Consider the following 25,123-nt stretch of genomic DNA (forward strand, 5'->3'; position numbering starts at 1 on the left):
CACGACTTGGGGGCCTGTCCATGACACCCGCGGATCACACCGGCGACACCTCGACCGGCGCGAAGCTCCTCACCGCCGCCCGGGACGTGATCCCCGGTGGCGTCAACTCGGCGACGCGTCTGGTCGGCGCGCCGTACGTCCTCACCGAGGCCGCCGGCGCATACGTGACCGACGCCGACGGCCGCCGCTACCTCGACTACCACGCCGCGTTCGGCGCGATCCTGCTCGGGCACAACGCCCCGGTGGTGGACGACGCCGTACGGCGTGCGGTCGGCGGCATCGACCTCGTCGGCTGGGGCGTGACCGAGCCGGAGATCGAACTGGCCCGGCTGGTGGTGGAGACGATCCCGTCCGCCGAGCAGATGATCTCCGCGATGAGCGGCAGCGAGGCGGTCGCGCAGGCCGTACGGCTGGCCCGCGCCGTCACCGACCGGCCGCTGATCCTGAAGTTCCAGGGCGGCTTCCACGGCTGGCAGGACGCGGTCGCGCGCAACGTCATCTCCACGCCCGAGCGGGCGTACGGGCGCGACCCGCTCTCGCGCGGCATCCTCGACGACGCGATCGAGTCGACCGTCATCGCCGAGTTCAACGACCTGGACTCCGTACACGAGCTGTACGAGCGGTACCCCGAGCGCATCGCGGCGGTGATCCTGGAACCCATCCCGCACAACGTGGGCGCCCTCGTGCCGGAGACGGAGTTCCTCCAGGGGCTGCGGACGATCACGGCCGAGCAGGGGTCGCTGCTCATCTTCGACGAGGTCATCACCGGGTTCCGGCACGCGCTGGGCGGCTACCAGCAGATCTGCGGCATCCGTCCCGACCTGACCACGTTCGGCAAGGCGATGGGCAACGGTTACCCGATCGCCGGGCTGGCCGGGCCGCGCGCCCTCATGGAGCGGTTCAGCTCCGCGGGCGGCGACGTGCTGCTGGCCGGCACGTTCAACGGCAACGCGGTGTCCTCGGCGGCGGGCATCGCCACCATCACGTACCTGCGCGACCACCCGGACTTCTACGAGCGCACGCACGCGCTCGGCGACCGGATGCGTACGGGTCTGGGAGCGATCGTGTCGGAGCTCGGCATCCCCGCGGTGCCGGCCGGCTTCGGCGGCGTCTTCGCCCTCTACTTCACCGAGGGCCCGATCCGCGGCTACCGCGACCTGCTCCGCGACAACAACGAGGCGTACGTGGCCTTCCACCGTCGCATGACCGACCGCGGCTTCTTGATGCTGCCGCTGGCACTCAAGCGGAACCACATCTCCGCCGCGCACACGGAGGAGGACGTCGACCGCACGCTGGAGGCCGCCCGCGACGTGCTGCGAAGCGTCCGCGACGACGGCCTGCTGAGCTGAGCGCTACGCTCGCTTTCCTTCTCGAGCTCAGGACGGCGACGACCGGCCGATACCGGTCACACTGTCTGTATTGTCCTGCCGGAGCCGATCAACGCATACTTCGCACCGCTCCAACAGGACCACCGTTCCCGCCGGGACCGGTCGGCCCTCCGTCGTCCGCGTCAAAAGTCAAGGCGGGTAGCGTGCGCAGTCCTCTCCCAGTCTTCCGGCACTCCCGCCGCGCGATCGCGTTGGCGGCCATCCCCGTCCTTATCGGCATCGCCTCCACCTCCGCCGGCGGCGCGCCGGCGGCGGCGGGCACCAAGGCGGCTCGTGCGCCTCATGCCGCGGGGTGGGTGACGACCTGGAGCGGCTCCGCGATGTCACCCACACCGCTGGCGTCGTCGGTGCAGTCCCTGAACGACCAGACGGTGCGCGACATCGTCTACACGAGCGCGGGCGGGGACGCCGTGCGGATCAGGGTCACCAACGCGTTCGGCGACGCACCGCTGACCGTGCGCTCGGCGACGGTCGCCCGCCAGTTGCGCGGCGCGGCCCTCGACCCGGCCACGACGCACCGGCTGACGTTCGGCGGCGGACCGTCCGTCGTGGTGCCGAAGGGCGGTTCGGTGCTCAGCGACCTGATCCGGATGCCGGTGCCGGCGCTGAGCTCGCTCGCCATCAGCCTGTACGCGCCGGGATCGGTCACGCAGGCCACGTATCACCAGTACTCCCAGACGACGAACTACCTCGCGGGCGGCGACCACGCCGCCGACGCCGACGGTGTGGCGTTCACGAAGAACGTGAGCACCTGGTTCCTGCTCGACGCCGTCCAGGTCCGCTCGCACGCTCGGGGCACGATCGTCGCGATCGGCGACTCGATCACCGAGGTCCAGCAGCAGCGGGACGACAACAGCCGCTGGCCGAACTTCCTGGCCCGTTCGCTCGCCGCCCGGTACGGGAAGAACGCGCCGGCCGTGGCCAACCAGGGCATCTCCGGCAACCGGGTGCTGTCCCCGTCCGCCTGCTACGGAGCCGCGCTGGTCACGCGCCTGGACCGCGACGTGTTCAGCCAGCCCGGCGTACGCGACGCGGTCCTCCTCGAGGGCATCAACGACCTGGGCTTCAGTCAGGAGCCGGACACCGGCTGCTTCACACCGAACACCGACGTCACCCCGCAGGACCTCATCGACGCGTACCAGCGGATCGCCGCCGCCGCGCACGCCCACGGCGTCCGGATCCTCATCGGCACACTGACGCCGGCCGAGGGCTATTCGTACTGGAGCGCGACGGCGGAGAGCAAACGCCAGGCCGTCAACGCCTGGATCCGCGGAAACCACGTCTATGACGGCGTGATCGATTTCGACGCGTTGTTGCGCTACCCCGGGCATCCCGAACTGCTGGACCCGCGGTACGACAGCGGTGACCACCTGCATCCGAACGCCGCCGGCCGACAGGCGATGGCCGACGCCGTCGAACCCGCCCTCACGCGGTGATGTGCGACACGGGCCGGGCGACCTTCATACCAAGAACGCCGCGATGGTCGCGGTGAACCGGGCGGCGTCGTCCAGCCAGGGATAGTGGCCCGCTCCCGGCTGAATGACGACCTCGGCGTCCGGGAACAGCGCGGCGTATTCGGCCACGGCGTTCGGAGGGGTGTTCGGATCGGTCTCTCCGCCGAGCAGCAGCACCGGCGCGCCGAACGCGGCGAGCGCCGCGCGAGTCGCCGGCGGGTCGAAGGCGCCCGCGGCGCCGAAGGCGGCCGCCACTTCCTCGTTCCGCTCGGCGTTCGCGGCCGCGTTGTGCGCCTGTGCCGCCGCGTCCCAGCGTCCGTAGAAGAGAGGATCGATGGCCTTCCAGCGGTCGTCGGTGACGTCGCCCGCCACGACCGCTTCAAGAGCCGAGAAGGCCGCGGCGAACCAGGGCTCGGCCTCGTGGAGCCGCGCGATCTCGAGCCGCGCCTCTCCGGTGACCTCGATGCCGACGGCCCGGGTGCTCGGAGTGATCAGTGCGAGCCTGCCGACGCGTTGGGGGTGCCGGGCCGCGTACAGCGCCGCGAGGTTCGCGCCGGCGCTGTGCGCGAGCAGGTCCAGCCGGTCGAGGCCAAGGTGCTCGCGCAGCGCTTCGACGTCGTCGACGAGCCGGTCACAGCGGTACGAGGCGGCATCCTTCGGTATCGCGGACCGGCCGGTGCCCCGAGGGTCCACCATGAGCAACCGCCGATGTGCGGACAGGCCGCCGAGCTCGCCGAGGTAGGCGGAGCTGAGCATCGGGCCGCCCGGCAGGCAGACCAGCGGGCTACCCGCTCCGAACACGCGGTAGGCGAGATGGGTCCCATCATGTGCGAAGTAGGTGGGCATGACGGGAATCCTGTCAGCGGCGTTCCGGCCAGGGCAATCAGCCGACCGGGCCGGTGGACGCGAGAGGGCCCTTGCGCCCGGATGGTCCGGAGGCAAGGGCCCCGTGCGGTCGGCTCGGGTCGCTCACCTGGCGCGCAGGGACACGTCCGATGTCTTGACGTAGCCCACCCGGTGGCCGATCTGGATCTGGTAGTAGGCGGTCTTTCCCCTCACCATCACGTGCTCGCTCAGGTTGAAGGTCTTGGCGTAGTAGTACTGGCTGCGGTTTCCGCCGCCCACCGCGTAGCCCTGGCCGGTGGTGAACTGGTACGGCAGCGCCGAGATCTGCTGCACCGGCACGTTCTTCGGGTAGGCCGACGCTTCGGGGAAGGGCCACCCGTACACCGGTACGGAGGTCACCCCCTTCCGCGGGACCGCCACGAGGCCGTGTACGGGAACCGAGACCGGTGCCGAGGCCGGGTCGTGGAACCAGGCGCGCTGGCCCAGGTACCAGATCGCGGTCCAGTCGCCCTGCCGGCCGGCGACCAGGTACCGCTGGCCGGTCGCGGCGTGTGCGCCCATGTCCGCCACGTCCATCGTTGCCGTGCCGCCGTTCGCCGGGTGCATGGCGACGTCCTTCACCAGCGGCGCGGACTCGCTCGGCGCCATCCGCAGGACGACCGCCGACGAACCGTGCTGCGGGCAGGGGGTGCTGGATCCGCTCTTGTCACAGCCCGTGTAGGGCACGGTGTTGGTGGCGTACTCCGGGCGGATCATCACCAGGTCGGACGAACCGGCCTTCGCCGTCCCCTTCAGCGGTTTGCCCATCAGAGCGAAGTAGTGCGCCCAGTCCCAGTACGGGCCGGGGTCGACGTGCATTTCCGCGACGGCGCTCGTCGTCTGGCCGGGCACCATGTCGTGGCCGAGGATGTGCGCCCGGTCCAGCGGTATGCCGTACTCGGCCGCGAGATGGCGGACGAGCTGGGCGGAGCTGCGGTACATCGCCTCGGTGTACCAGGTGCCGCCCTGAGCGAGAACGCCCTCGTGCTCGACGCCGATGGAGGTCGTGTTGACGTACCAGTTGCCCGCGTGCCAGCCGATGTCCTTGGCCCGCAGATGCTGGGCGACGGCACCGTCCGCCGACCTGATCGTGTAGTTCCAGGCCAGGTAGGTCTTGTCCTGGGCGAGCTGCAGCGACTGGTCGTAGGTGGCCTCGGTGTCGTGGATGACGATGTACTTGATCTTCGTCGTCCGCGGCCGGTCCGAGATGTCGTGGTTGCCGTACTTGGTGGAATCGTTGGGATCAAGCTGGACGTACGGCGCGGGGACCCAGCTGCAGTCGAGGGAGGCCGGGCAGTCGACCTCTGACGACTGCCGGTTCGCCTGAGCCGGGGCACGCAGGGTGGGCTGGGCGGCGAGCCGCATCCCCTGCCCGTCGTCGGTCGTGCGCGACGCGCCGCTGCGCATCACCGAGAAGACCTGGTCGGCGAACCACTGGTCGCCGGTGCGCAGGCTCGACGCCGCGGTGGAGGCACCGCTGGAGGCCGCGCCGTAGGCGGCGATCGCGTCGTGCCAGGCGGCGGGGTTCTGGCTCAGCGGGTGGTGCAGGGCGCGCTGGTACGCCGCGAGCAGTGCCGCTCCACCGACGATGTTCGCCGCGGGATCCGTGCGCAGCCGGGTGACCGAGATGCCGGTGCGCCGCGCCGCCTGCTGGAGCGTCTGGGACGCGTAGTGCTTCGCGGGGTCGGCCGCCGGCGCGGCGATCGGCCGGCCGCCCTGGCCCCGGGGGTCACCGGTGCCGTTCTCGATGCCGCGGACGGCGCGCGTCAGCGTGCCGTCGACGAGGTGCATCGGGCCGTACCCGGCGCTGACGCTCGGGTGCCCGGCATTGGTGTTCCAGCCCGACTCCAGGTAGGAAACGGCCAGGAGCACCGACTCGGGAACGTGGTAGGCCTTCGCCGCCCGGGCGTAGTTCTGTTGGCGGGAGACATCGTGTGTCGAGGCCGTTGCGGCGAGTGCCGCCTGCGCGGCGGGCACCGGCCGGTCGCCCTGCCGCTGGGAGACGTACACGGCCGTCAGCGAGGCGACGGCGGCGGTCGACGCGACCAGCGCAACGGTCAGACGAGTGGGGGACTTCGGCAATGTCGGACCTTCGGGAGCGGGGGGTGGCAAGAAACCAGGCGTAAACCCGGAGGTGTCAAGTTAGTGGATCTTTGCGGTGAGTAAGGATGTTCGGTGGAATTCGGCCGGTGGAGCGTGAGCCGGCGGCGATGGCCGTGGCCGTGCCGGGCCTCACGTCACCATTCGGAATCGCTCGTCCGGGCCTCGCCGACTGTCAGCAGCCCGGCCAGGCTGTGCGCCGTGTCGCGGCCGGCGCGGTTGGCTCCGACCGTGGACGCGGACGGGCCGTAGCCGATCAGATGCACGCGCGGCTCGGCGGCCACCATCGTCTTGTCCATGACGATGCCGCCGCCCGGCCCGCGCAGCCCCAACGGGGCCAGATGGTCCAGCGCCGCGCGGAAGCCGGTCGCCCAGAGGATCGCATCCGCTCGCTGGAAGCCGCCGTCGGCGAGCCTCACCCCGTCGCGTTCGATCCTGGTGAACATCGGATGACGTTCCAACTCGCCGCGGGCCGCGGCGGCACGCAGCGCCGGCGTCCATATCAGGCCGGTCGCCGACACGACACTTCCCGGCGGCAGGCCCTGCCGTACCCGCTCCTCCACGCGCGCGACGGCGGTGCGACCGAACTCCTGCCGGTCGAACGGCTCATCGATCCAGACCGGCGGGCGCCGCGTGAACCACGTCGCCGTGGCGACCTGGGAGATCTCCACGAGTAGTTGCACGGCCGAGATGCCGCCGCCCACCACCAGCACGTGCCGGCCGGAGAAATCCTTGGCCGATACATAGTCGGCCACGTGCAGCTGCCGCCCGGCGAACTCCCCCTGCCCCGGGTAGTACGGCCAGAACGGCTTCGTCCACGTCCCCGTCGCGTTGACGACCGCTCGTGCCGACCATGTCCCCGCGCTCGTCTCCACGAGCAGCCGGCCACGCGGATCGTCGTCGGCGCGGCGCACGGCACCGACCCTGACCGGCCTCAGCACCGGTAGCTCGTGCTCCGCCTCATAGGCCGCGAAGTACCTCGGCAGCGCATCGACGCTCGGCTCACATGGATCCGGCTCCGGCTGTGCCATTCCCGGCAGGTCGTAGATGCCGTTCACCGTCGCCATCCGCAGCGAACGCCAGCGGTGCCGCCACGCGCCTCCGGGTCCCGCCTCGCCGTCCAGGACCACGAATCCTCGGCGCTCCGCCGAGGTCCGGCCGGCAACGGCCGCCGGGACGAAGCCTCGGCGCCGCAGGTGATACGCGGCCGAGAGACCGGCCTGGCCCGCGCCGATCACGACCACGCCGACCGGCCGGACGGGTGTCTCGGCGTCGGGCGGCCGGTACTCGAGAGAACGGACGCTGCTTGACCCCACGTCCCGACAACACCCGCGCCGCCCGGCGGCTTCCTTCGTTCAGCCCTTGCGGCTCATGCCCGGTCGACCACGTTGAGGAGCGGGCGGCCGTCGGCGAAGCGGCGCAGCTGCTCGGCGATCAGGCGTTCGGCGCGGGGGTAGAACGTCGCCGAACCGCCCGCGACGTGTGGGGTGATGAGCACGCCCGGGACCCTCCACAGGGGGTGGTCGGCGGGGAGCGGTTCCGGGTCGACCACGTCCAGCGCCGCGTACAGCCGGCCGGACGCGGTCTGGTCCAGCAGGGCGGCCGTGTCGATGGTGCCGCCCCGGCCGACGTTCACCACCAGCGCGCCGTCCGGCAGCGCGGCGAGCTGTTCGGCGCCGAGCAACCCGGTGGTGGTGGCGGTCTGCGGCAGCGTGAGGATCACGATGTCCGCGTCCGGGAGCAGGCCGGGCAGTTCGTCGATGCCGTGCACGCCGGGCCGGGCCCGGCGCGCCACCCGAACGACCTCCACCTCGAACGGCAGCAGCCGTGCCTCGACCGCGGCGCCGATCGATCCGTACCCGATGAGCAGGGCGCGGGAGCCGGCCAGCGAGCGGGTGAAGTGCGGCGCCCAGCGGTGGTCGTCCTGCCGGCGTACCCAGTGCGGGATGTCGCGGAGCACGGCGAGGATCAGGCTCAGCGCGTGCTCGGCGACGCTCGCGTCGTGCAGGCCGCGCCCGTTGCACAGCACCACGCCGGGCGGAAGCTGCGGGAGCAGTTTGTCGACCCCGGCGCTGAGGCTCTGCACCGCCTCCAGCGCGGGCATCCGCGCCAGCAGGGCGGTGGCATCGGGCTTGGCGTACGGCAGCACGTAGAACCGTACGGCGGACAGGTCCGGCGGCGGTTCACCGGTGCCGTCGTAGACCGCGACCGGCAGCTCGTCCGGCCAGCCGTCCATCAGGTCGGCGACGTGTGCCCAGGGGACCAGCGCCCGGGGAGCGCGAGGTGTCTGCGTCATGCGGTTCTCCCGCCCGTCCGTACGAAAGGCATCACCGCCGAGGCCGCGGCCAGGGATCCGGCCAGCATCAGGAAGGACGCGCTCCGGCCGCCCGTCGCGTCGTCCAGCCAGCCGACGAGGTATGTACCCAGGAAACCGCCCAGGGCGCCGAAGGCGTTGATGAGCGCGACCGACGGCCCCGCCACGGGCCGGGGAAGCAGCTCGGGGATGTAGGCGAAATAGGGGCCGTACGGCGCGTACATCGCACCGCCGGCGATCAGCAGCAGCACGAACGAGGGCCAGAAGTGCGCGGCGCCGACCAGGTACGACCCGTAGAAGGCCAGTGCGCCCAGCACGAGCCACGGCCACACGTGGCGGCTTCGGCGGGCGCTGCGGTCCGACATCCGGGAGTTCACCACCATCAGGATGGCGGCCAGCAGGTACGGCGCCGCCGAGATCAGGCCGGTCGCGCCGATGCCCGCGCCGGAGCCGGCCTTCACGATCGAGGGCAGCCAGAAGACGAACCCGTACACGCCGAGGCTCCACAGCAGGTACTGCACCGACAGCAGGACGACCGCGCGTGAGCGGAAGGCCGCCCAGTAGCCGTTGACCGGGGTGATGTCCTGCTGCTCGTCGGCCAGCGTGCCGGTCACCGCGTCCCGTTCGGCCGGGTCGAGCCAGGCGGCCTGCTCGGGGCGGTCGTCCACCTTCGCGCGGAAGTAGAAGGCCCACAGGATCGCCGGCAGACCCTCGATGACGAACATGCCGCGCCAGGACGTGAGCTCGATCAGATAGCCGGACAGCGCGGTCAGCCACAGCACCGTGACCGGATTGCCCAGGATGAGCACGCTGTTGGCCTGTCCGCGCTCGGATCTGGTGAACCAGCGGCTCAGCAGGATCACCATGGCCGGGAGCACCGCGCCCTCGACGACGCCGAGCAGGAACCTCACCGCGACGAGCGCCGTGGCCGAGGACAACAGCCCCTGCACCGACGCCAGCACGCCCCACGCGAGCAGGCTCCAGAAGATCAGCCCTTTGACGCTGCGGCGGTCGGCGTAGATGGCCCCCGGCACCTGGAACAGGAAGTAGCCGAGGAAGAACGAGGCCCCGATCAGCGCGGACGTGCCGCCGGTCAGGCCGAGATCGCTCTTCATGCCACCGGCGATTCCCACCGAGAAGTTGGATCGGTCCAGGTAGGCGAGGCTGTAAGTGACGAAGGCGATGGGCAGCAGCCGTACCCAGCGCTGCCGGCCGGGCAGGGCCTGCCCGCGCGGGATGGGCCGGAGGGGACTGTCTGGGGCGGAGGCGGTCACGGAGCACTCCTTTGTCTGCGGGGAGATCTTTCCGTAATATGGAAAGCCTATCCGGAATGCGGTAAGGTGAGTGTCGTGCTTGCGTGTCGTCGGCGTCAAGGGGCTGTTCACGTGGGTTTCGGACGCCGAGGCTGTCCGTATCCGGCGGGAAAGGTGCTGACGAAATGGCCGCGAAGGGGGATCGGTCGGACTCCGACGCCGTGGGCAAGGCGCTGCGTCTGCTGTGCCTGCTCGGTGAGCATCCCGAGGGCGTCGGTGTCTCACGGCTGGCCAGAGACGCCGGCTACCCGGTCAGCACCACCCACCGGCTGCTCGGCTCGTTGCAGCGGGACGGGTTCGTCCGCAGCGACGACGAGAGCCGGCGCTACAGCCTGGGGCTTCGCATGTTCGAGCTGGGGCAGCGCGTGTCGCAGGCCCGCGGCTTCACGGGCGTGGCGCTGCCGGTCATGCGGAGGGTGACGGAGCTGACCGGCGAGCCCACCCTGATGTCGGTGCTGGACGGCCGGCACCAGCTCTACGTCCACCATGTGCAGGGCCCGCGCCGCATCCGGGTCATCGGGGAGCCGGCCAAGCACGGGCCGCTGCACTGCACGTCGATGGGCAAGTGCCTGATCGCCTTCGCGCCGGACGAGGTACGCGCGGAGCTGGTCGAGGAGTTGGAGCTGACGCCGCTGGGCCCGGCCACCATCACCGACCGCGCGCGGTTCCGCGAGGAGATCGATCGCGTACGGGAGCAGGGCTACGCGGTGTCCGACGAGGAGCACGAGGCCGGCATCCGCGCGGTGGGCGTGCCGATCGTCGGGCCGGGCGGGACCGCGCTGGCGGCCCTGTCCACACCGGCACCCGCGTACCGGGTGACGATGCGGGAGCTGACCGGGTCGTTGCCCTTCCTGCTCGAGGCGGCGGCCGAACTCGCCGTCCTTCTCCCCACCGTCTGATCCCGCGCGCCGGATGCGAGCGACCGTCAGGACCGGTGGACGGGAGCCGCGCCGACCCAGCGGTGATAGGCGTCCACGTCGACGTTGCTGCCGCACACGATGGTGACCACGTGGCGGCCGGCGAAGCGGTCAGGGTCTTCGAGGATCGCCGCGACGCCGAGCGCGGCCGACGGCTCGACGACGAGGCCGGCGTGGTCGAGGAGCATCCGCATGCCGGCGATGATCGAGCTCTCCTGGACCAGGACGGCGTCGTCGGCGACCAGGAGGAGGTCGTCCAGGACGGCCGGGATGGGACACCGGCCGGCGACGCCGTCGGCGATGGTGTCGGCCGAGTCGGTGGTGACGACGCGCCGCGTGCGCCAGGAGTGCGTCATCGCCGGTGCGCCGAGCGGCTGGACGCAGATCACCTCGACGCCCGGTGCAAGGTCCTTCACCACATGGCCCACGCCGGTGGCCATCGCCCCGCCGCCCAGAGCGATCAGAACGGCGTCGAACGGCGGCACGGTGTCCGCCAGGTCTTCCACGAGTTCCAGGCCGATGGTGGCCGCGCCCTCGCAGGTCTCGATGTCGAGGCTGTCCTCGACCAGCCGGATTCCGTCGTGCCGCGCGATGGCCGCCGCCCGCTCGCGGGCCAGTTCGTGGTCGCCGTCCACCAGCTCCAGCCTGGCACCCAGTGCGCGGATGCGATCGAGCTTGGCCACCGTCGCGTGGCGGGATGCCACGACGGTGACGTCGAGCCCCCGGCCGCGACCGGACCAGGCGAGGGCCTGGCCGAGGTTGCCCGCGCTGGCGCACACCACGGCGCGCGGACCGTCGTCGGGGAGCAGGCTCGCGACCAACTCCGTGCCCCGGGCCTTGAAGCTGCGGACCGGGTTCGCCGTTTCGAGCTTGATGCTCACCGCGCACCCGAGGCCGGGCTCCAGCGCCTCACAGCGGTACAGCGGAGTGTCGAGGAAAACCGGGTCGATCACCCGGCGAGCCGCCCGGATCCGAGCGGTGTCGAGGCGCGTCTGCTGCACGACACAGGAGCGTAGCGTCGCCGGCGCCGCTCCCCTCGGGCGAGCGCCCGGTGCCCGAGCCGTTCGGCGCGACGCTCCGCGCCACCGCGTGTCAGCGGGTGGCGTCGGCCTTCCGCAAGGGCCGGAAGAACGTACGGATCTGCTCGGCGACCGTTTCGGGCTCCTCCAGCGGCATGAAGTGCCCGCCGGCATCGGCGTCGCGCCACTGCCGGATGTCGGAGTAGCTGCGCTGGGCGAGTTCCCGCGGGTAGTCGGCGTCCTCGGTGCTGAGGGTGACGGCCGTCGGCACGTGGATCAGCGGTCGCGGCGGGTTGTGCGGGTAGTCGTGATAGGTGCGGAACGAGGTGCCGATCGAGCCGGTCGCCCAGTAGAGCGTGATGATCGTCAGCAGCAGGTCCTTGGAGAACCGCGACTCGACGTCGCCGTGGCAGTCGCCCCAGGCGCGATACTTGTCCACGATCCAGGCGGCCAGGCCCGCAGGGGAGTCGAGCAGGGCCGCGGCGAGCGTGTCGGGGCGGGTGATCTGCATGGCGCTGTAGCCGCCGTCCTCCTCGTCCTCGACGGCCCGCCGATCGAGATAGGCCTGTTCGGCCGCTGAGAGCGGCCGCTCGGGATCGAGCTCGGTGGGCAGCTTCGGATGGATCGTGTGGATGCCGACCAGCCGGTCGGCGTGCTCGATCGCCAGCCAGTTGGTGACATCGGCGCCGATGTCACCGCCGTGCGCGCCGAACCGCTCGTACCCGAGCTCGGACATCAGCCGCACCCACAGGCCGGCGATGACCGGACGGGTCACCGGCCCGTCGGGAACCCCGGAGAACAGGTGCCCCGGCAGCGAGGGGATGACGACGTCGAACGCGTCGGCCGGATCCGCGCCGTGGGCGCCCGGGTCGGTGAGCAACGGCACCAGCGGCAGCATCTCCACGAAGCTGCTGGGCCAGCCATGGGTCAGCACGAGCGGCAGCGGCGGGGCCGCGTCCGGAGCGTGCACCCCTCTCACGTGCAGGTAGTGCACGGGAGTGCCGTTGATCTCGGCCAGCCGGTGCGGCAGCGTGTTGAGCTCGGCCTCACGCGCTCGCCAGTCGAAGCCGTGCGCCCAGTAGGCCACCAGCTCCCGCAGGTAGGACGGGTCGGTGCCGGCCGCCCACGGCCGTCCCGGGGTCGCCTCCGCGAACCGCGTGTGCTCCAGGCGATGGCGGAGGTCCTCAAGAACATCCTGCGCGATGCCGATCGTGAACGGCGTAGGTGTCATGGGCTCAGCATGGCCGGGTGCGGTGACAGATCACCGGCCCCGGCTGTCGTGCCTACTGGCGGCTCGGGAGCATCGCCAGCGCCTGCGACCGCTGGGCGACCAGATCGTCGTAGGTGCCGTCGCGCTCGGCCCACCGGTGCATCAGCACGCCCTTGACGAGGATCTCGCGCGGGGTGGGGTCGGTCTGGAGCAGGTCCATCACCTCGGTGGCGAACTCGGCCAGGTCGAGCGCGCGGGGGTTGAGCCGAGCCTGCTCCGGCGTGGTGGCGACGGCCGGGGGGACGAGTTCGGAGACCTCGACGCCGGTGCCGTCCAGCTGCGCGCGCAACGCCTCGGAGTAGGCGTGCACGGCGGCCTTCGATGCCGCGTAGGTCGGCATGACCGGGAACGGCAGGAACCCGATGCCCGAGGTGACCGTGATGATGGTGCCGGCGCCGCGCCCGACCAGGTGCGGGGTGAACGCGTCGATGACGCGGATGGTGCCGAGGAGGTTGGTGTCGATCGTCTGCCGTGCGGCACCGAAGTGCGCGGGATCGCGCAGGTCCTCGGGGATCATGACCCCGGACATCGTCACGATCGTGTCGAGGCCCGGGTGGCTGCGGAGCACCGCGTCGCGGGCACGGTCGACGCTGTCCTGGTCGGTCACGTCGATGGGAACGGTGTCGAACCCCTCGGCCGCGAGCCGGTCGAGCAGATCGGCTCGCCGGCCGCCGACGACGGCGGAGCTGCCGGCCGCGGCGAAGCGGCGAGCGAGCTCGAGACCGATGCCCGAGGTGGCGCCGGCGATGAAGACGGTGCGTTCGGTGATGTCCATGGATTACTCCCGCTCAGGGCGCGCCGGTCGGCGACAGGCCTGTGACCGGCGCGGTTTCGGTATCGCCGCCTCTTCCGCGGCGACACCTTCAGTGTTGGCCCGTTCTCCGCCGGGAGGGAGTGCCCCCGTCTTCCGGGGTCCTGTCAGGGCCCCCTTTGAGGGAGAGAGTCCGAATTACGATGGCGGACATGAGCGACGACGACCGCGCCAATCTGCTCGGCGGTTACCTCCGTGCCCGGCGGGCCCTGGTCACCCCGGAGCAGGTCGGGCTGGCGCGGGGGCGGAACCGGCGCGTTCCGGGGCTTCGCCGTGAGGAGATCGCCATGCTCGCGGGCATCAGCGCCGACTACTACCTGCGGCTGGAGCGCGGCCGCGACAGGAATCCCTCACCGCAGGTTCTCGAATCGCTCGCGCGGGTCCTGCGCCTCGACGAGCTCGAACAGGAGTACCTCCTCGCCCTGGCCGCCGCACGCCCCAGGCCTCAGCGGCGCAGGAAGCCCGAGCGCGTCCCCGCCCGGTTGCACCAGCTCCTGGCGAGCGTGCAGATTCCCGCCTTCGTGGAGGGGCGCGCGTTCGACGTGCTCGCGTCCAACCGGCTCGCGGTCGCGCTCTCTCCGCGCCTCCAACCCGGGTACAACCGCCTGCGGTCGCTGCTCCTCGATCCCGAGGAACAGGCGTTCCAACAGGACTGGACGCGCGCCACGGAAGGATTCGTCGCCGCCTTCAGGAAGAGCGTCGGCGACGACATCGACGACCCGAGGTTCGTGGAACTGGTGGGCGAACTCGCCCTGTCGAGCGAGCGCTTCCGATCCCTCTGGGCACGCCACGACATCCGCAACCTCGACGGCGGCACCACGACCGTGAACCATCCCGTCGTCGGTGAGCTGCGCCTGCACCGGGACAAGCTTCCAGTGGACGACCTGCTCGTGGTCCTCTACTACGCCGATCAGGGCAGCGAGAGCGACGAGAAACTACGCCTCCTCGCCTCCCTGCAGCCGTACTAGCCGGAACGCCCCGTGTGCGTCCGTCGCACGCCATTTGGCAGCCAGCACTCCAGTGCCATGTCGGCGATGTCCTGGAGCTCGTCCCGGCCGAGGCCGCTGGCGGCCTGGACGGCGATGCCGAACGTCACCGTCATGACATATCGGGCGAGCCGTCGGGGGTCGGCGTCGCGCGGCAGATCGCCCTCGTCGACGGCCCGCTGGAAACGCTCCTCAAGGCGTAGAGCCGAAGCGTTCCGCCACTCGACCAGCATGTCGTGCGCGGGCCGCCCCGCTTCGCTCAACGCCAGCGCGACCTGCACGCCCAGGCATCCCGCAGGGCCGTCGGGACGCGTCGTGGTCCGAACCGCTCCGCGGAGAATCGCCTCGGCCACGCCTCGTGCGGTCGGCTCCTCCAGGGCGCGCGTCCCGTAGTCGGCCGGGCCCTCGGTGTAGCGCTCCAGGGCTTTGCGGAACAGCTCTTTCTTGTCGCCGAAGGCCGCGTACAGGCTTGGCTTCGCCCCTCTGCGACAGCCGACGCGACGAGAGCGCGGGAGCGTCGCACGTCATCAGCACCCGGTACCGCCCGAGCCCGGGCGACAGAGAGGCATCATGTCTGACACCGACCTGCGCGACATCGAAGCGCTCAACGCCCGTAAGTCCGACGGCATCGCTGTTGTCACCGGCGCCGGCCGCGGCATCGGGGCGGCCATCGCCGGCCGTCTCGGCGCCGACGGGTACACCGTCGCAGTTCACTACCGCCAGGACTCGGCCGCCGCGGCCGACGTCGTCGAGAAGATCACCGCGGCCGGCGGCACGGCGTTCTCCTTCGCCGCCGACCTCGCCGAACCCGACATCGGCACCGCCTTCTGGGCTTCCTACGACGCGGCCGCGGGCGCGCTGCGCGACGTGCCCGTGCGGGTGCTGGTGAACAACGCCGGGATCGTCGTGAACGGCGTCATCGAGGAGACCGCCGCCGAGGACTTCATCCGCCAGCAGCAGATCAACACCACCGCGCCGTTCCTGATCATCAAGGCCGCCCTGCCGCGCCTGGCCGACGGCGGACGCGTGGTGAACGTCTCCTCGGGCGCCACCCGCGTCCCCATCCCCGGCATCATCGGATACACCATGACCAAGGGAGCCCTCGAAGCTCTCACGCTCCCGCTCGCCCAGCACCTCGGCCCACGCGGCATCACCGTCAACGCCGTCCGACCCGGCACCACCGACACCGACATGAACGCCGACTGGTTGCGCGGCAACTCCGAGGCCATGGCCTCCATCGTCGCGCAGCGCGCCCTCGCCCGCGTCGGCGAACCCGCCGACATCGCCGACGTCGTCGCTCTTCTCGCCTCCCACGACGCCCGGTGGATCACGGGTCAGATCATCGACGCCACCGGCGGCGAGCGCCTGTAGGCGGTACCCCTCCGGGGACACGGGTGAGATCCGGGTCAGCGGTCACCGCTGACCCGGTTACCTCCCGAGGGCGGCGTTCTGTCGGGCCGGGCAGAACGCCACGTCGTCGTTGGTCCTTGCGGCGCCGCCGCGTGCGCGGAGGGTCTACTTCGACTCGACGCGTCCGATCGGTGCTGTGCTGCCGGCGAGCACTGCAGTGGCCTGCGTCCAGGCCGGATCTCCGGGGTAGAGCTCGCTGCGCAGATAAGCCCAGATGAGCGCTCGTACGGCAGCGACACGGTCGGGGTTCTCGTCGGTGGTCTCGGCTGCATCGAAGGTCGAAATACCGCCCAGCCCATGCTCAGCGTCGAAGATCTCCAGTCGAGTCTTCGGCGCGGGAGCCGCCGTGTAGGGGTCGCTTCGCCAGTCCTGTCGGTCGGAGAAGAAGGGGTGCCAGTCCTTCTCTCCGACGACGATGAGGACCTTCGGCGTCATGCCGTCGAAATTGGTGCTGGTGAGCGCCGCGTAGGGCTGCGCCGCCGGGCCGTTCAAGTCCTCGCCGCGGCCGGGAGCGGCAATCATGACACGGGCGCCGAAGCGTCCGTCGACGGCTCCCACCGTCGACCCGTCGCTGGTGTCGGTGATGGTCTGGCCCGAGATCAGGCCGACCGTGTGACCGCCGGCCGAGTGACCGACAGCGGCGATCCGGCCGGTGTCCAGGCGCCCTGCCAGTCCCGGAACGGTGCGCTCGATATCGCCGAGGTGGTCCACGATCTGGCGAAGATCTTCGGCCCGTGACTTCAGGTACAACGGTGCATCCAGGTCATCGACCTCTCGTAGGCCGAGGAAGGTGGCGTCGAGGTGCGTGGGCTGTATCACGACGAACCCGTGCGCGGCCCAGAAGTTCACCATCGGACCGTAACCGTAGAACGAGGGAACGAAGTTCGATGGGCCGTGCCCGTGTGAGAGAACGATTACCGGCAGATCACTGCCGACGGCCGGAGCCGACACGCGAACCGCCAGCGGAATCGGGCGCCCCGGAACGTCGATCAGGACGGGATGGTACGAAGAGACGGGCGTAGGGCTCGTCACCGGGAACCCGGCAGCATACGTCGACGGGTCTTTCGCAGAATCGTTGCGTTCCACGGAGTGCTCCTTCTCAGTTGTTTGCAACGTCCAGGTGCTGGTCACGGCTCCAGTCTGCGCTCGTTCGGTTGAACTCAGAATGCTTGACAGGGCGGATTTTCTTCGTGAGAGTTCAGCCATGGCCATCGATCTTTTGTCAGAGGTGTTCGACCTCGTCGAGGTTCGCGGCCAGATCTCCGGCGCGTTCGCCGCGCGCGGACACTGGGTCACGCGGTCCGTCATCGCGACCCCGCTGAAGCTGTCGGTGATGGTTCGCGGCCGGTGCCGGCTGTCGACCGACGGGCTCGATGCCCCGATCGAGATGGAGGCCGGCGATGTCGCGGTCCTGACCGGCCGCTCGTGGCTGCGTGCCGAGGGCGGCGCCGGTGACGGTCCGCCCGTGGAGTTCGAGCCCGAGGCGGGGAAGTACACCCTGCGCGTCGGCGGCGCGGACTTCGCCGTCGACGACGTCGTCCTCGGCGGTCACGTCGAGCTCGACCCGGCCGGTGCGGCGCTGTTGACGCAGGCGCTGCCGCCCGTGGCGCTCATCCGAGCATCCGACTCCGCCGCGCCCGCCCTGCGCGCGTGCGTCGATCGGCTGGTCGAGGAGGTAACGGGCGAGCGGATGGGGGCTGCCTTCGCGGTACGCCAGCACGCCCAGCTGTTCCTCCTGGAGGTGTTCCGGGCGTACCTCGGCCACGCCGGGCGGGGATGGCTGCGGGCGCTGGCCGACGACCGGCTGCGTCCCGCGCTGACTCTCATGCACGGCGACCCCGGGCGACCCTGGGGGCTGGAGGAGCTGGCTCGTGCGGCAGCGATGTCGCGGACGTCGTTCGCCGTGCGCTTCCGCTCCGTGGCGGGTGTCCCCCCGCTGACCTACCTCAACTCCTGGCGGATGCTGCTGGCCCAGCGGGCGCTGCGCGACGACGACGTCAGGATCGGGGCCCTCGCCGCGCAGCTGGGCTACACCTCGGAAAGCGCCTTCAGCACCGCCTTCAAACGCGAGGTGGGCGAGGCGCCCCTGCGCTACCGGCATCGGCTCCGGCAAGCGTCGTGACCATCGGCGTCGACGCCGGATCCCGTGTGCTCCCTGCAGGCAAGGACCGTCGACGATGCCCTCGCCGACTTCCTCGGCACCACCGACCTGCAGCCTCCTGCTCGGCACCGGTGATGGCGAGGGTCTGTTCAGCGCCCAAAGCCGCGTGGCGCAGCGACGGACCAACACCTGACCGAGCCGGCGTTCTACCTGTGTTCCGGCCCGGACGACACCATCATCGACAACTTGTGCGTGTCGCCGGCGCCCGGCGCCAGTGACGTCATCGCCGTCCCTGTGGGCGATCCCGCTGAGCAGCGACGCATCGTGGAGCTGCTGGCCGCCCTCGACGAGCCGACCCGCCTACAGACCCCGCTCCTTGCGCCACGCGTGCACGTAGCCCGCGGCCGCACCGTACGCCTGCATGCTTAGATCGTTCTCCAGCGTGCGCACTGGAACGGACCGGATGGTCCCCGTGCGCACGTCGTACCCGCTGAGGACGGCCGTCCCATGAATGGTGGCCCCCGACTCCGTGCTGCCCGCGAAATGGCTGGCCATCATGTTCCTGGTGTGCACGTTCTTGTCGGCGTGGTAGTTGTCGTCCCACCGCAAAATCGCATCCTCGGGCAGGTGGGAACCACCACCCCGCGCCCTCGTGTGGAAGAGCGTCAGGCCGGGCGCGCGCCCGGGTCGGGACACGGCGGCCGGGCCCTGGACGCGCGCCGGGTGGTCGGCCGGGTAGTTCAGCAGGTCGGCGATCTGACCGGCCGCCTCACGCGGATCCTTGGCCAGCGTCAGGAGCTTCAGTTCCTTCTCACCGGCCTCGATCCGGGCCACCACGATCCCGCCGCACACGTCCTCCGGCGTCCTCGGCTTGGGCGCGAAAACCCGCCAGGTGGGATGGACCTCCAGCGCGTCGCGATCGGCCGGTTCGGCCCGCGGGTCGTCCATGGCCGCCAAGGCCAACCCGGCCTCGGACGCGGGCCACCGCTTCTTCTGGCTCGCGTAGGCGTACAGAGCATCCGCGGATCGCGGATCGCGGAGCAACAGGAGTTTGTAGGCCGCCCATTTGGCCGTGTCCAAGCCCATATCCAGTTCTTGGCAGATCTTCTTGAGGGTCTTCTCCGTGACCTCGATTCTCTCGCCGCCCTTGAGGCGCGCCTCGCACTCGTTACAGAAACCCTTCGGGATGAGTTTTCGGCCCTTCCCCGTGAAGTTGCCAGGGTCACCCTGCCGGCAGAGCTGGCACTTGGGTCGGCGCCGTGAGAGCACTGACATGACCGGATCATACGACGATGTCGCCTTCGCCGGCCGGTCCGCGCCACAGCCGGCGCGTTCAGCGCGTGGCGCCGCCAACTGCTGGGCGACGGCGGCCTGGTGCCGGCTAGCGTCAACCAGGGCCTGGCCGGTGTGGACCTGCTGCACCATGTCGGCGCGGACCTGACCCTCACCCTGAAGCGGGCCCGGGTGCCCCAGCCCGGCGCCCTCAAGGCGCTGTATGTGAGGGGCACGTTCTCATGGTTCGCTGGTACCGAGCCAATTGCAGCGTGAGCGTCATCCGTTGCGTTCCAATCGATCAGGCTGAAGCCCAGCCGCGTCGCGCCGGTCTTGTTACCCACCGGCTCCCAGTCGCCGGCCAGCAACGTCCGCGCGGCGATCAGCTCTTCCGGCTCCCACTCCCGACGCACCCCAGCCGCCCTTCCACCCGATCGATCCCTGAGAACGGTCAACACGATCGGGCGGCGGGCCGACGCCACGACCCGGTATGGCCGACCTGTGATGGTTACGAACCGCAACCGTGGTCTTCCTCACCGCTACTTTGGGGCTGGGGTCACGTTGGGGAGAAGGACGCCGGATCGAGCACCACGTGTATGAGGTCCTCAAGGTCGCCCGGCTACCGATGAAGACCTCGATGGCAGGACGGAGATCGCCGTCACGTTGCTGGTCGGTACCGGCTCCCCGCCCTGATTACCGCCGGTCATGCGATACGAATGCCGGACTGGTGAGAGGTAAGAAGCTGCTCGCGCTCCTCGCTACCCAGGGATGTGTTGGATCAGGTCGGCGGGCAGTGTGCGGTAGACCTCGGCGGCCGCGCGTGCCACGGCCGCCTTGGCCGTTTCAGCGTCGGTCGTTCCTTGCCCGGAGCGCCGGAATGTGCGAGGGGTCCTCACACGGTTCGGTGCGTCGTCGGCCCTCGCGAGCGTAGGTATCGGCGACGTCGGCCGCCTCGTCGGCATCGAAGATGACGCGGATCGACGGCCAGGCGCCGGACCGCTCGGTCACCTCGATCAGGCCGGCGCGCTCCAACGCGGCAAGGCGGCGACGCCCGGTGGTCTGTGAGGCGTGAAGCCTGGCCCCCAGATGGGCCACAGTTGCCTCGAACGTCCGCGGCCGGCCGCTCCGGCATGCACGGTCGACGCAGACCGCGTACAGCTTCCAAGCCTCAGGGGAGACGCGCCCCGCTGGGCGGCGTCGTCCGGCCCACACCAGCTTGAGCGTTCAGGAGGGTACCGGGGCGAAGGCCTCGCCGGTCTCCCCTGGGCAGCCGGAGAGCCGTGTGTTCGACCTTGCGCTGGAAGCCGGGTGGGGCCGACCGAGACAGGAATGGGCCACCGGACGTCAGCGCCAACAGCTCACGTCGAGCGTGGTTGTCGACACGCCGGCCTGGTCGGCGACGAACCGGCGGCCTGCGAAGGCTGGGGTCGCGTCCGCCGTCGGACCTGTGCCGCATGAGCGTCTCGTACGTCGCCCAGACTCACGCGGCCAGTGTGCTGTGATCGGAGGAGTACAGCAACGATCGGGGCAGCCGTACATGCCCACGAGGCGAGTCGGCGGCCGCCATCACCAACTGCCCCCCCACCCGCACGCCGGCGGAGGGGCAGATCATTCCGTGGATATTCCGCGCCCAGTAGCACGAGGGTGCCGCCGATGGCACGGCATGGCACACCACATCGACCGGGAAGACGCCGTATGCGAAGCTCAGGCGGGTGATCGTTCTGGCGGCGGTGGCGCGCCCAGAGGGATTCGAACCCCCGACCGTCGGATTAGAAGTCCGATGCTCTATCCGGCTGAGCTATGGGCGCCGGTCGATCAGAGTGTACGGACTCCGGAGCGTTGATGTGATGCCGGTGGCCGCTTACCGCCATCGACCCCCTGTCGGGCGGGCTCCGGAGTGGCCGGAACCGGCCGTATCCCCTGGAGCTGCGGCGATGCATATCAGTCGCATAACTTGTTGGATCTTTGTCTGACATAGACGATCAACTGGAATCCACCTGTCTTGTTACGGATTGTCACGACTCGGAGTGAGGGGCCGGTTCCGGCCACGCGCGGGCGGTCGTTCGGTGCGACCGGAAATCCTTCATCGGACGGTCCGTCGACCGGAGTGCCGGGGTGATGACGGCCGCGCGGCCCGGGGCTCCTACCCGAGGTCGTAGACCGTCGTGCCGTCGACGGTCTTGGCGGTGTACGTCTTGGCCACCCACGTGGCGATCTGCTGTGCGTCGTCGCTGCCGGAGCCTCCGCGGCCGCCCATGGGCATCGAGGTGGCGATGAAGTAGTGGACCTTCTTCTCGCGTACGTACTGCTGGAAGCGGGCCAGGGTGGGGGCCGGATCGGTGCCGTTGAACCCGCCGAGCGCCATGACCGGGTCGCCCGTGGCGAGCTGGTAGCCGGCGGCGCTGTTGGAGCCGACCGTGGCGGCCGCCCACGTGTACTTGCCGGCGTTCTGCTTCAGCAGCGAGGTGAGCGCGGCGCCGGGAGTGGGGGCGTCGAGCAGCGCGCCGGGTCCGCCCATGCCGCCGCGGCGCATCCCGCCGCCGCCCGGGCCACCGCCGCCCGGCATGCCACCGCCCGGCCCGCCGCCGTTTCCGGTGCCGTTCGGCGGCTGGGGCATTCCACCCTGTCCGCCGCCCGCTCCGGGGAAGCCGCCGCCCTGCCCGCCGCGCGTACCGTTGCCGCGCGGGCCGCCGGGGAAGCCCCCGCGACCGCGCGTTCCGCCCGGGCCGCCGCCCATTCCGGAGGGGCCGGCCGACGGGATGGCGCCGTTGTGCGCGGTGGTCGCGGTGTCGACGGCGTACGCCGTGGGTCCCGCGATCGACACCGCGACCGCGAGGACGCCGCCGGCGGCCAGTACCCGCCCGGCGAGGCCGGACTTCCCATGGTCGTCCCGGGGCGAACCGGCCGCTGAGCGGTGCGCGAGCCAGGCGCCCGCGAGCAGTCCCACGGCGGCGATCAGCCCGCCGGCCAGCACGGGAAGGCGCAGCCAGGGCGCGAAGTCCGGCGTACGCCCGAGGAGGCGGTACGACCACCAGGCCGTCAGGACGACGACCGCGACCAGTGCGCCCGTGGCAGCCGGGTGCCGGCGCCGCGCCCACAGAATCGTGCCGCCCAGCCCGGCGAGCGCCGCGATCGGCGGTGCCAGCGCCACGGTGTAGTAGCCGTGGAAGATCCCCTGCATCAGGCTGAACACCACGTCGGTGACCAACAGCCAGCCACCCCACACGAAGAGGGCGCCCGCTCCGGTGTCGGTTCGCAGGCCTCCGGAGGCCGGGAGGGCGGCTCGCGAGGCCTCGGACGCGTCGTCGCCTTCCACGCCGTCCTCACCTCCCGCGCTCCCACGCTCGGCGGCGCGGCGCACGCGGCCGGCGGCGAGCGTCCACAGGCCCGCCACCAGGAGGATCAGCGCGGCAGGGAGCAGCCAGGAGATCTGCCCGCCGAGTTCGGTGCCGAACATGCGCATCCAGCCGGCGTCCTGGTTCGTGTTGCCCAGGCCGCCCGTCTCGTCGCCGTTGAGACGGCCGATGCCGTTGTAGCCCAGGGCGAGTTCGAGCACGCTGTCGTGCTGGGAGCCGCCGATGTACGGCCGGGAGCCCGCGGGGACGGCGGCGACGATCGCGACCCACCAGCCGGCCGACACGATCATCGCCACCGCGGCGACGGCCAGCTGCCACAGCCGGCGCCGCAGGGGAGCCGGCGCCATGATCACGTACACCAGCCCGAACGCCGGCAGTACGAGGAACGCCTGGAGCATCTTGGCCAGGAACGCCAGCCCCACGCAGCTCGCGGCCACGACCAGCCACCGTGTGCTCGCCCGCTCCTGCGCGCGCAGCAGCCCGTACGCCCCGGCGGTCAGCAGCAGGACCAGCAGCGCGTCCGGGTTGTTGTAGCGGAACATCAGCGCGGCGATCGGCGTCGTCGCGAGGGCCGCGCCGGCCAGCAGCGCGCCGCACGCGGCGGCACGCGGGCCGAGCGGCCGGAGCGAACGCCGTACGCTCGCGTACAGCAGGCCGACCGTGGCCACGCCGATGAGGGCCTGCGGCACGAGGATGGTCCAGGAGTTCACCCCGAAGAGGCGCGCCGCCAGGTCCATCGGCCACAGGGCCAGCGGTGTCTTGTCGACGGTGATGAAGTTCGCCGCGTCGGAGGAGCCGAAGAAGAACGCCTTCCAGCTGTGCGCGCCCGCCTGGACCGCCGCCGAGTAGAACGCGTTGGCCCACCTGGAGGAGCCCAGCCCCCAGATGTAGAGCACGGCCGTGGCGGCGAGCAGCGCGATCAGCGCCGGGCGTGCCCAGGCCGGGTCGCCGGAGGAGCCGCGGGAGGCTCGGGCCGCCGGCACGGCGCGCCCGGGAGGCAGGGAGACAGACGTCGGCAGGCTCATGGATCAACGGTCGGCGCCCGAGATTGGCCTTTCGATGAGGCGATCATTAAAGGCGCGTGAGAACCCGATCAACGCCGGGAGGCGCAGCCGATGCAGGTGCGGGCCGTGGGGCGGGCGGCGAGGCGTTCGGCGGCGATCGGGGCGCCGCAGACCTCGCACCGGCCGTACGCGCCCTCGTCGAGCCGGCGCAGGGCGCGGTCCAGCTCGGACAGGTGGTGGCGCGACTGGTCCAGCAGGGCCTCGATCTGCTCCCGTTCGAACGCGATCGTCGCGCCCTCCGGGTCGTGTTCGTCGTCCACGCCGGTCGACACGGTGGACTCGATGACGCCCTCGCGGTCGTGCGCGAGCGCCGCGATGCGCTCGAGCGTCTTCTCGCGCTCCGCGTTCAGCTGATCTGCCAGTGACGACGGATCCATCACAGGAAGAACGACCTGGTGCGGCCACGAATTCCTCAAGTGGAACCGCGAACGGCCACCTCGAGCCGGAGCATGACCTCCCGCACGGCCCCGAAACCGGTCCCGGCCCCGCTTCCGCGCTCGTCGATCCGCCGCAGCAGCAGCTCCATCGCCGCCCGTCCGGACTCCTCCAGCGGCTGCCGTACGGTCGTCAGGCCGAGGGCCTCGGCCAGTTCGCCGTCGTCGAAGCCGACCACGGCGACGTCTCCGGGCACCGCGAGGCCGAGCTCGTGGGCGGCGCGCATGACCCCGGCCGCCAGGGTGTCGTCGGCGGCGAACACCGCGGTCGGGCGCGGCTCCGCGGACAGCAGCTCGCGCGCGGTGGCCAGGGCCCGTCCGAGCTCGTGACGGGCGAGCCGTACGACGGGCGTGTGACCGGCCTCGGCCAGGGCCGTGCGAAAGCCGGTGAGCCTGCGCTGCGACGGCGAGACGTACCGGTCCGATCGCTGTTCCTCGCCGACGAAGGCGAATCTCGCGTGTCCCCGGGACAGCAGGTGCTCGGCGGCGAGCCGTCCGCCGGCCTCGTCGTCGGTGTGGACGGAGTCGAAGCCGGGGTGGCGTACGTCCACCAGCACGGTGGGCAGGCGCAGGTCACGCAGCCGGGTGGCCACGGCGTCGTCCAGCGGACGGCTCACCAGGATGATCCCGTCGAGCCGCCCGGTGACCGGGAGACTGGCCAGGAGCGGCGAGGGGCTCCGCGCGGCCGACTCCTGGTCGAACAGCACGATCTCCAGCGGGCGGCGGCCGATGGCACTGATCACGCCGTTCACCCGGCGGGCGGCCGAGGGGTAGGCGGAGAACGCCGCGAGCACGCCGATCCGGCCGACCCCGCGCCGCGCCCGCGCGACGGCGTCGGCCTTGGGCACGAAGCCGAGCGCGTCGACGGCCGCCAGGACCTTGCGGCGGGTCGGCTCGCTGACCCGCTCGGGCGCGTTGAGCGCGAGCGACACCGTCGAGACGCTGACACCCGCCTCGACGGCCACATCTCTGATCGTCGTCATCGAACTGTTTCGATCGAAGTTTTTTGCAACACTAGGGCAGAAACGG

The 25,123-nt window shown here is 71.0% G+C and carries 21 protein-coding genes and 1 tRNA gene; 6 read left to right on the forward strand and 16 right to left on the reverse strand.

Going from position 1 to position 25,123, the window contains the following annotated elements; all coding sequences use genetic code 11:
* Positions 1-20: 20 nt before the first annotated feature.
* The gene (locus OG417_RS13690; RefSeq protein ID WP_329255171.1) at positions 21-1,349 is read left to right on the forward strand and encodes an aspartate aminotransferase family protein; all 1,329 of its coding nucleotides are present in this window, start codon (positions 21-23) and stop codon (positions 1,347-1,349) included.
* 182 nt (positions 1,350-1,531) lie between these two features.
* Positions 1,532-2,824 (forward strand): SGNH/GDSL hydrolase family protein, encoded by a 1,293-nt coding sequence (locus tag OG417_RS13695; protein WP_329255172.1) that lies wholly within the window; start codon positions 1,532-1,534, stop codon positions 2,822-2,824.
* A 24-nt stretch (positions 2,825-2,848) separates the two neighbouring features.
* On the opposite strand, the gene OG417_RS13700 is transcribed toward OG417_RS13695, so the two are convergent.
* The 5 genes from OG417_RS13700 to OG417_RS13720 form a co-directional block, all read right to left on the reverse strand.
* Positions 2,849-3,688: an alpha/beta fold hydrolase gene (locus OG417_RS13700; protein WP_329255174.1), complete on the reverse strand. Its 840-nt coding sequence runs from the start codon at positions 3,686-3,688 to the stop codon at positions 2,849-2,851.
* Between the two features lie 123 nt (positions 3,689-3,811).
* Positions 3,812-5,809: an N-acetylmuramoyl-L-alanine amidase gene (locus OG417_RS13705; protein ID WP_329255177.1), complete on the reverse strand. Its 1,998-nt coding sequence runs from the start codon at positions 5,807-5,809 to the stop codon at positions 3,812-3,814.
* Between the two features lie 155 nt (positions 5,810-5,964).
* On the reverse strand, positions 5,965-7,143 hold the full coding sequence (locus tag OG417_RS13710; RefSeq protein ID WP_329255180.1) for an FAD-dependent oxidoreductase: 1,179 nt from the start codon (positions 7,141-7,143) through the stop codon (positions 5,965-5,967).
* A gap of 53 nt (positions 7,144-7,196) precedes the next feature.
* A complete protein-coding gene (locus tag OG417_RS13715) occupies positions 7,197-8,123 on the reverse strand; it encodes a 2-hydroxyacid dehydrogenase (RefSeq protein ID WP_442875682.1) in 927 nt (308 codons plus the stop codon).
* Positions 8,120-9,415, reverse strand: coding sequence for an MFS transporter (locus OG417_RS13720; protein WP_329255182.1), 1,296 nt, complete (start codon positions 9,413-9,415; stop codon positions 8,120-8,122). Before OG417_RS13720 ends, OG417_RS13715 begins: the two co-directional genes overlap by 4 nt.
* A gap of 164 nt (positions 9,416-9,579) precedes the next feature.
* Here OG417_RS13720 and OG417_RS13725 point away from each other — a divergent pair, with 164 nt between their 5' ends.
* On the forward strand, positions 9,580-10,353 hold the full coding sequence (locus OG417_RS13725) for an IclR family transcriptional regulator (protein WP_329255185.1): 774 nt from the start codon (positions 9,580-9,582) through the stop codon (positions 10,351-10,353).
* 26 nt (positions 10,354-10,379) lie between these two features.
* Here OG417_RS13725 and OG417_RS13730 read toward each other — a convergent pair whose 3' ends face one another.
* The 3 genes from OG417_RS13730 to OG417_RS13740 form a co-directional block, all read right to left on the reverse strand.
* On the reverse strand, positions 10,380-11,372 hold the full coding sequence (locus OG417_RS13730; protein WP_329255188.1) for a threonine ammonia-lyase: 993 nt from the start codon (positions 11,370-11,372) through the stop codon (positions 10,380-10,382).
* A 91-nt stretch (positions 11,373-11,463) separates the two neighbouring features.
* On the reverse strand, positions 11,464-12,621 hold the full coding sequence (locus OG417_RS13735; RefSeq protein WP_329255190.1) for an epoxide hydrolase family protein: 1,158 nt from the start codon (positions 12,619-12,621) through the stop codon (positions 11,464-11,466).
* A 52-nt stretch (positions 12,622-12,673) separates the two neighbouring features.
* Positions 12,674-13,435, reverse strand: coding sequence for an SDR family oxidoreductase (locus tag OG417_RS13740; RefSeq protein WP_329255193.1), 762 nt, complete (start codon positions 13,433-13,435; stop codon positions 12,674-12,676).
* Between the two features lie 188 nt (positions 13,436-13,623).
* Between OG417_RS13740 and OG417_RS13745 the strand changes: the two genes are divergently transcribed.
* On the forward strand, positions 13,624-14,439 hold the full coding sequence (locus tag OG417_RS13745) for a helix-turn-helix domain-containing protein (RefSeq protein WP_329255196.1): 816 nt from the start codon (positions 13,624-13,626) through the stop codon (positions 14,437-14,439).
* Here the strand turns inward: OG417_RS13745 and OG417_RS13750 are convergent.
* Complete coding sequence (locus OG417_RS13750; RefSeq protein WP_442875683.1) at positions 14,436-14,810, reverse strand: TetR family transcriptional regulator C-terminal domain-containing protein; 375 nt, start codon at positions 14,808-14,810, stop codon at positions 14,436-14,438. The two genes, OG417_RS13745 and OG417_RS13750, sit on opposite strands and share 4 nt — an antisense overlap.
* Positions 14,811-15,027: 217 nt before the next feature.
* On the opposite strand from OG417_RS13750, the gene OG417_RS13755 reads away from it, so the two are divergent.
* The gene (locus OG417_RS13755) at positions 15,028-15,828 is read left to right on the forward strand and encodes an SDR family oxidoreductase (protein WP_329255202.1); all 801 of its coding nucleotides are present in this window, start codon (positions 15,028-15,030) and stop codon (positions 15,826-15,828) included.
* A 144-nt stretch (positions 15,829-15,972) separates the two neighbouring features.
* Here the strand turns inward: OG417_RS13755 and OG417_RS13760 are convergent, their stop codons facing one another.
* Entirely contained in the window at positions 15,973-16,953 is a 981-nt protein-coding gene (locus OG417_RS13760; RefSeq protein WP_329255205.1) for an alpha/beta hydrolase family protein, read from the reverse strand.
* Between the two features lie 118 nt (positions 16,954-17,071).
* On the opposite strand from OG417_RS13760, the gene OG417_RS13765 reads away from it, so the two are divergent.
* Positions 17,072-17,989, forward strand: coding sequence for an AraC family transcriptional regulator (locus OG417_RS13765; RefSeq protein ID WP_329255208.1), 918 nt, complete (start codon positions 17,072-17,074; stop codon positions 17,987-17,989).
* A gap of 339 nt (positions 17,990-18,328) precedes the next feature.
* Here OG417_RS13765 and OG417_RS13770 read toward each other — a convergent pair whose 3' ends face one another.
* The 6 genes from OG417_RS13770 to OG417_RS13795 all read right to left on the reverse strand — a co-directional run bounded on the left by OG417_RS13770 (position 18,329) and on the right by OG417_RS13795 (position 25,077).
* Entirely contained in the window at positions 18,329-19,243 is a 915-nt protein-coding gene (locus tag OG417_RS13770; protein ID WP_329255212.1) for a hypothetical protein, read from the reverse strand.
* Between the two features lie 840 nt (positions 19,244-20,083).
* On the reverse strand, positions 20,084-20,272 hold the full coding sequence (locus OG417_RS13775; protein ID WP_329255214.1) for a hypothetical protein: 189 nt from the start codon (positions 20,270-20,272) through the stop codon (positions 20,084-20,086).
* 699 nt (positions 20,273-20,971) lie between these two features.
* Positions 20,972-21,048, reverse strand: a tRNA-Arg gene (locus OG417_RS13780).
* Between the two features lie 335 nt (positions 21,049-21,383).
* Entirely contained in the window at positions 21,384-23,621 is a 2,238-nt protein-coding gene (locus tag OG417_RS13785; RefSeq protein ID WP_329255217.1) for an ArnT family glycosyltransferase, read from the reverse strand.
* 68 nt (positions 23,622-23,689) lie between these two features.
* A complete protein-coding gene (locus tag OG417_RS13790; protein WP_329255220.1) occupies positions 23,690-24,037 on the reverse strand; it encodes a TraR/DksA family transcriptional regulator in 348 nt (115 codons plus the stop codon).
* Positions 24,038-24,072: 35 nt separating this feature from the next.
* Entirely contained in the window at positions 24,073-25,077 is a 1,005-nt protein-coding gene (locus OG417_RS13795; RefSeq protein ID WP_329255222.1) for a LacI family DNA-binding transcriptional regulator, read from the reverse strand.
* Positions 25,078-25,123: the final 46 nt, after the last annotated feature.

The organism is Actinoallomurus sp. NBC_01490, from assembly GCF_036227085.1.
GTDB classification, from domain to species: domain Bacteria; phylum Actinomycetota; class Actinomycetes; order Streptosporangiales; family Streptosporangiaceae; genus Actinoallomurus; species Actinoallomurus oryzae.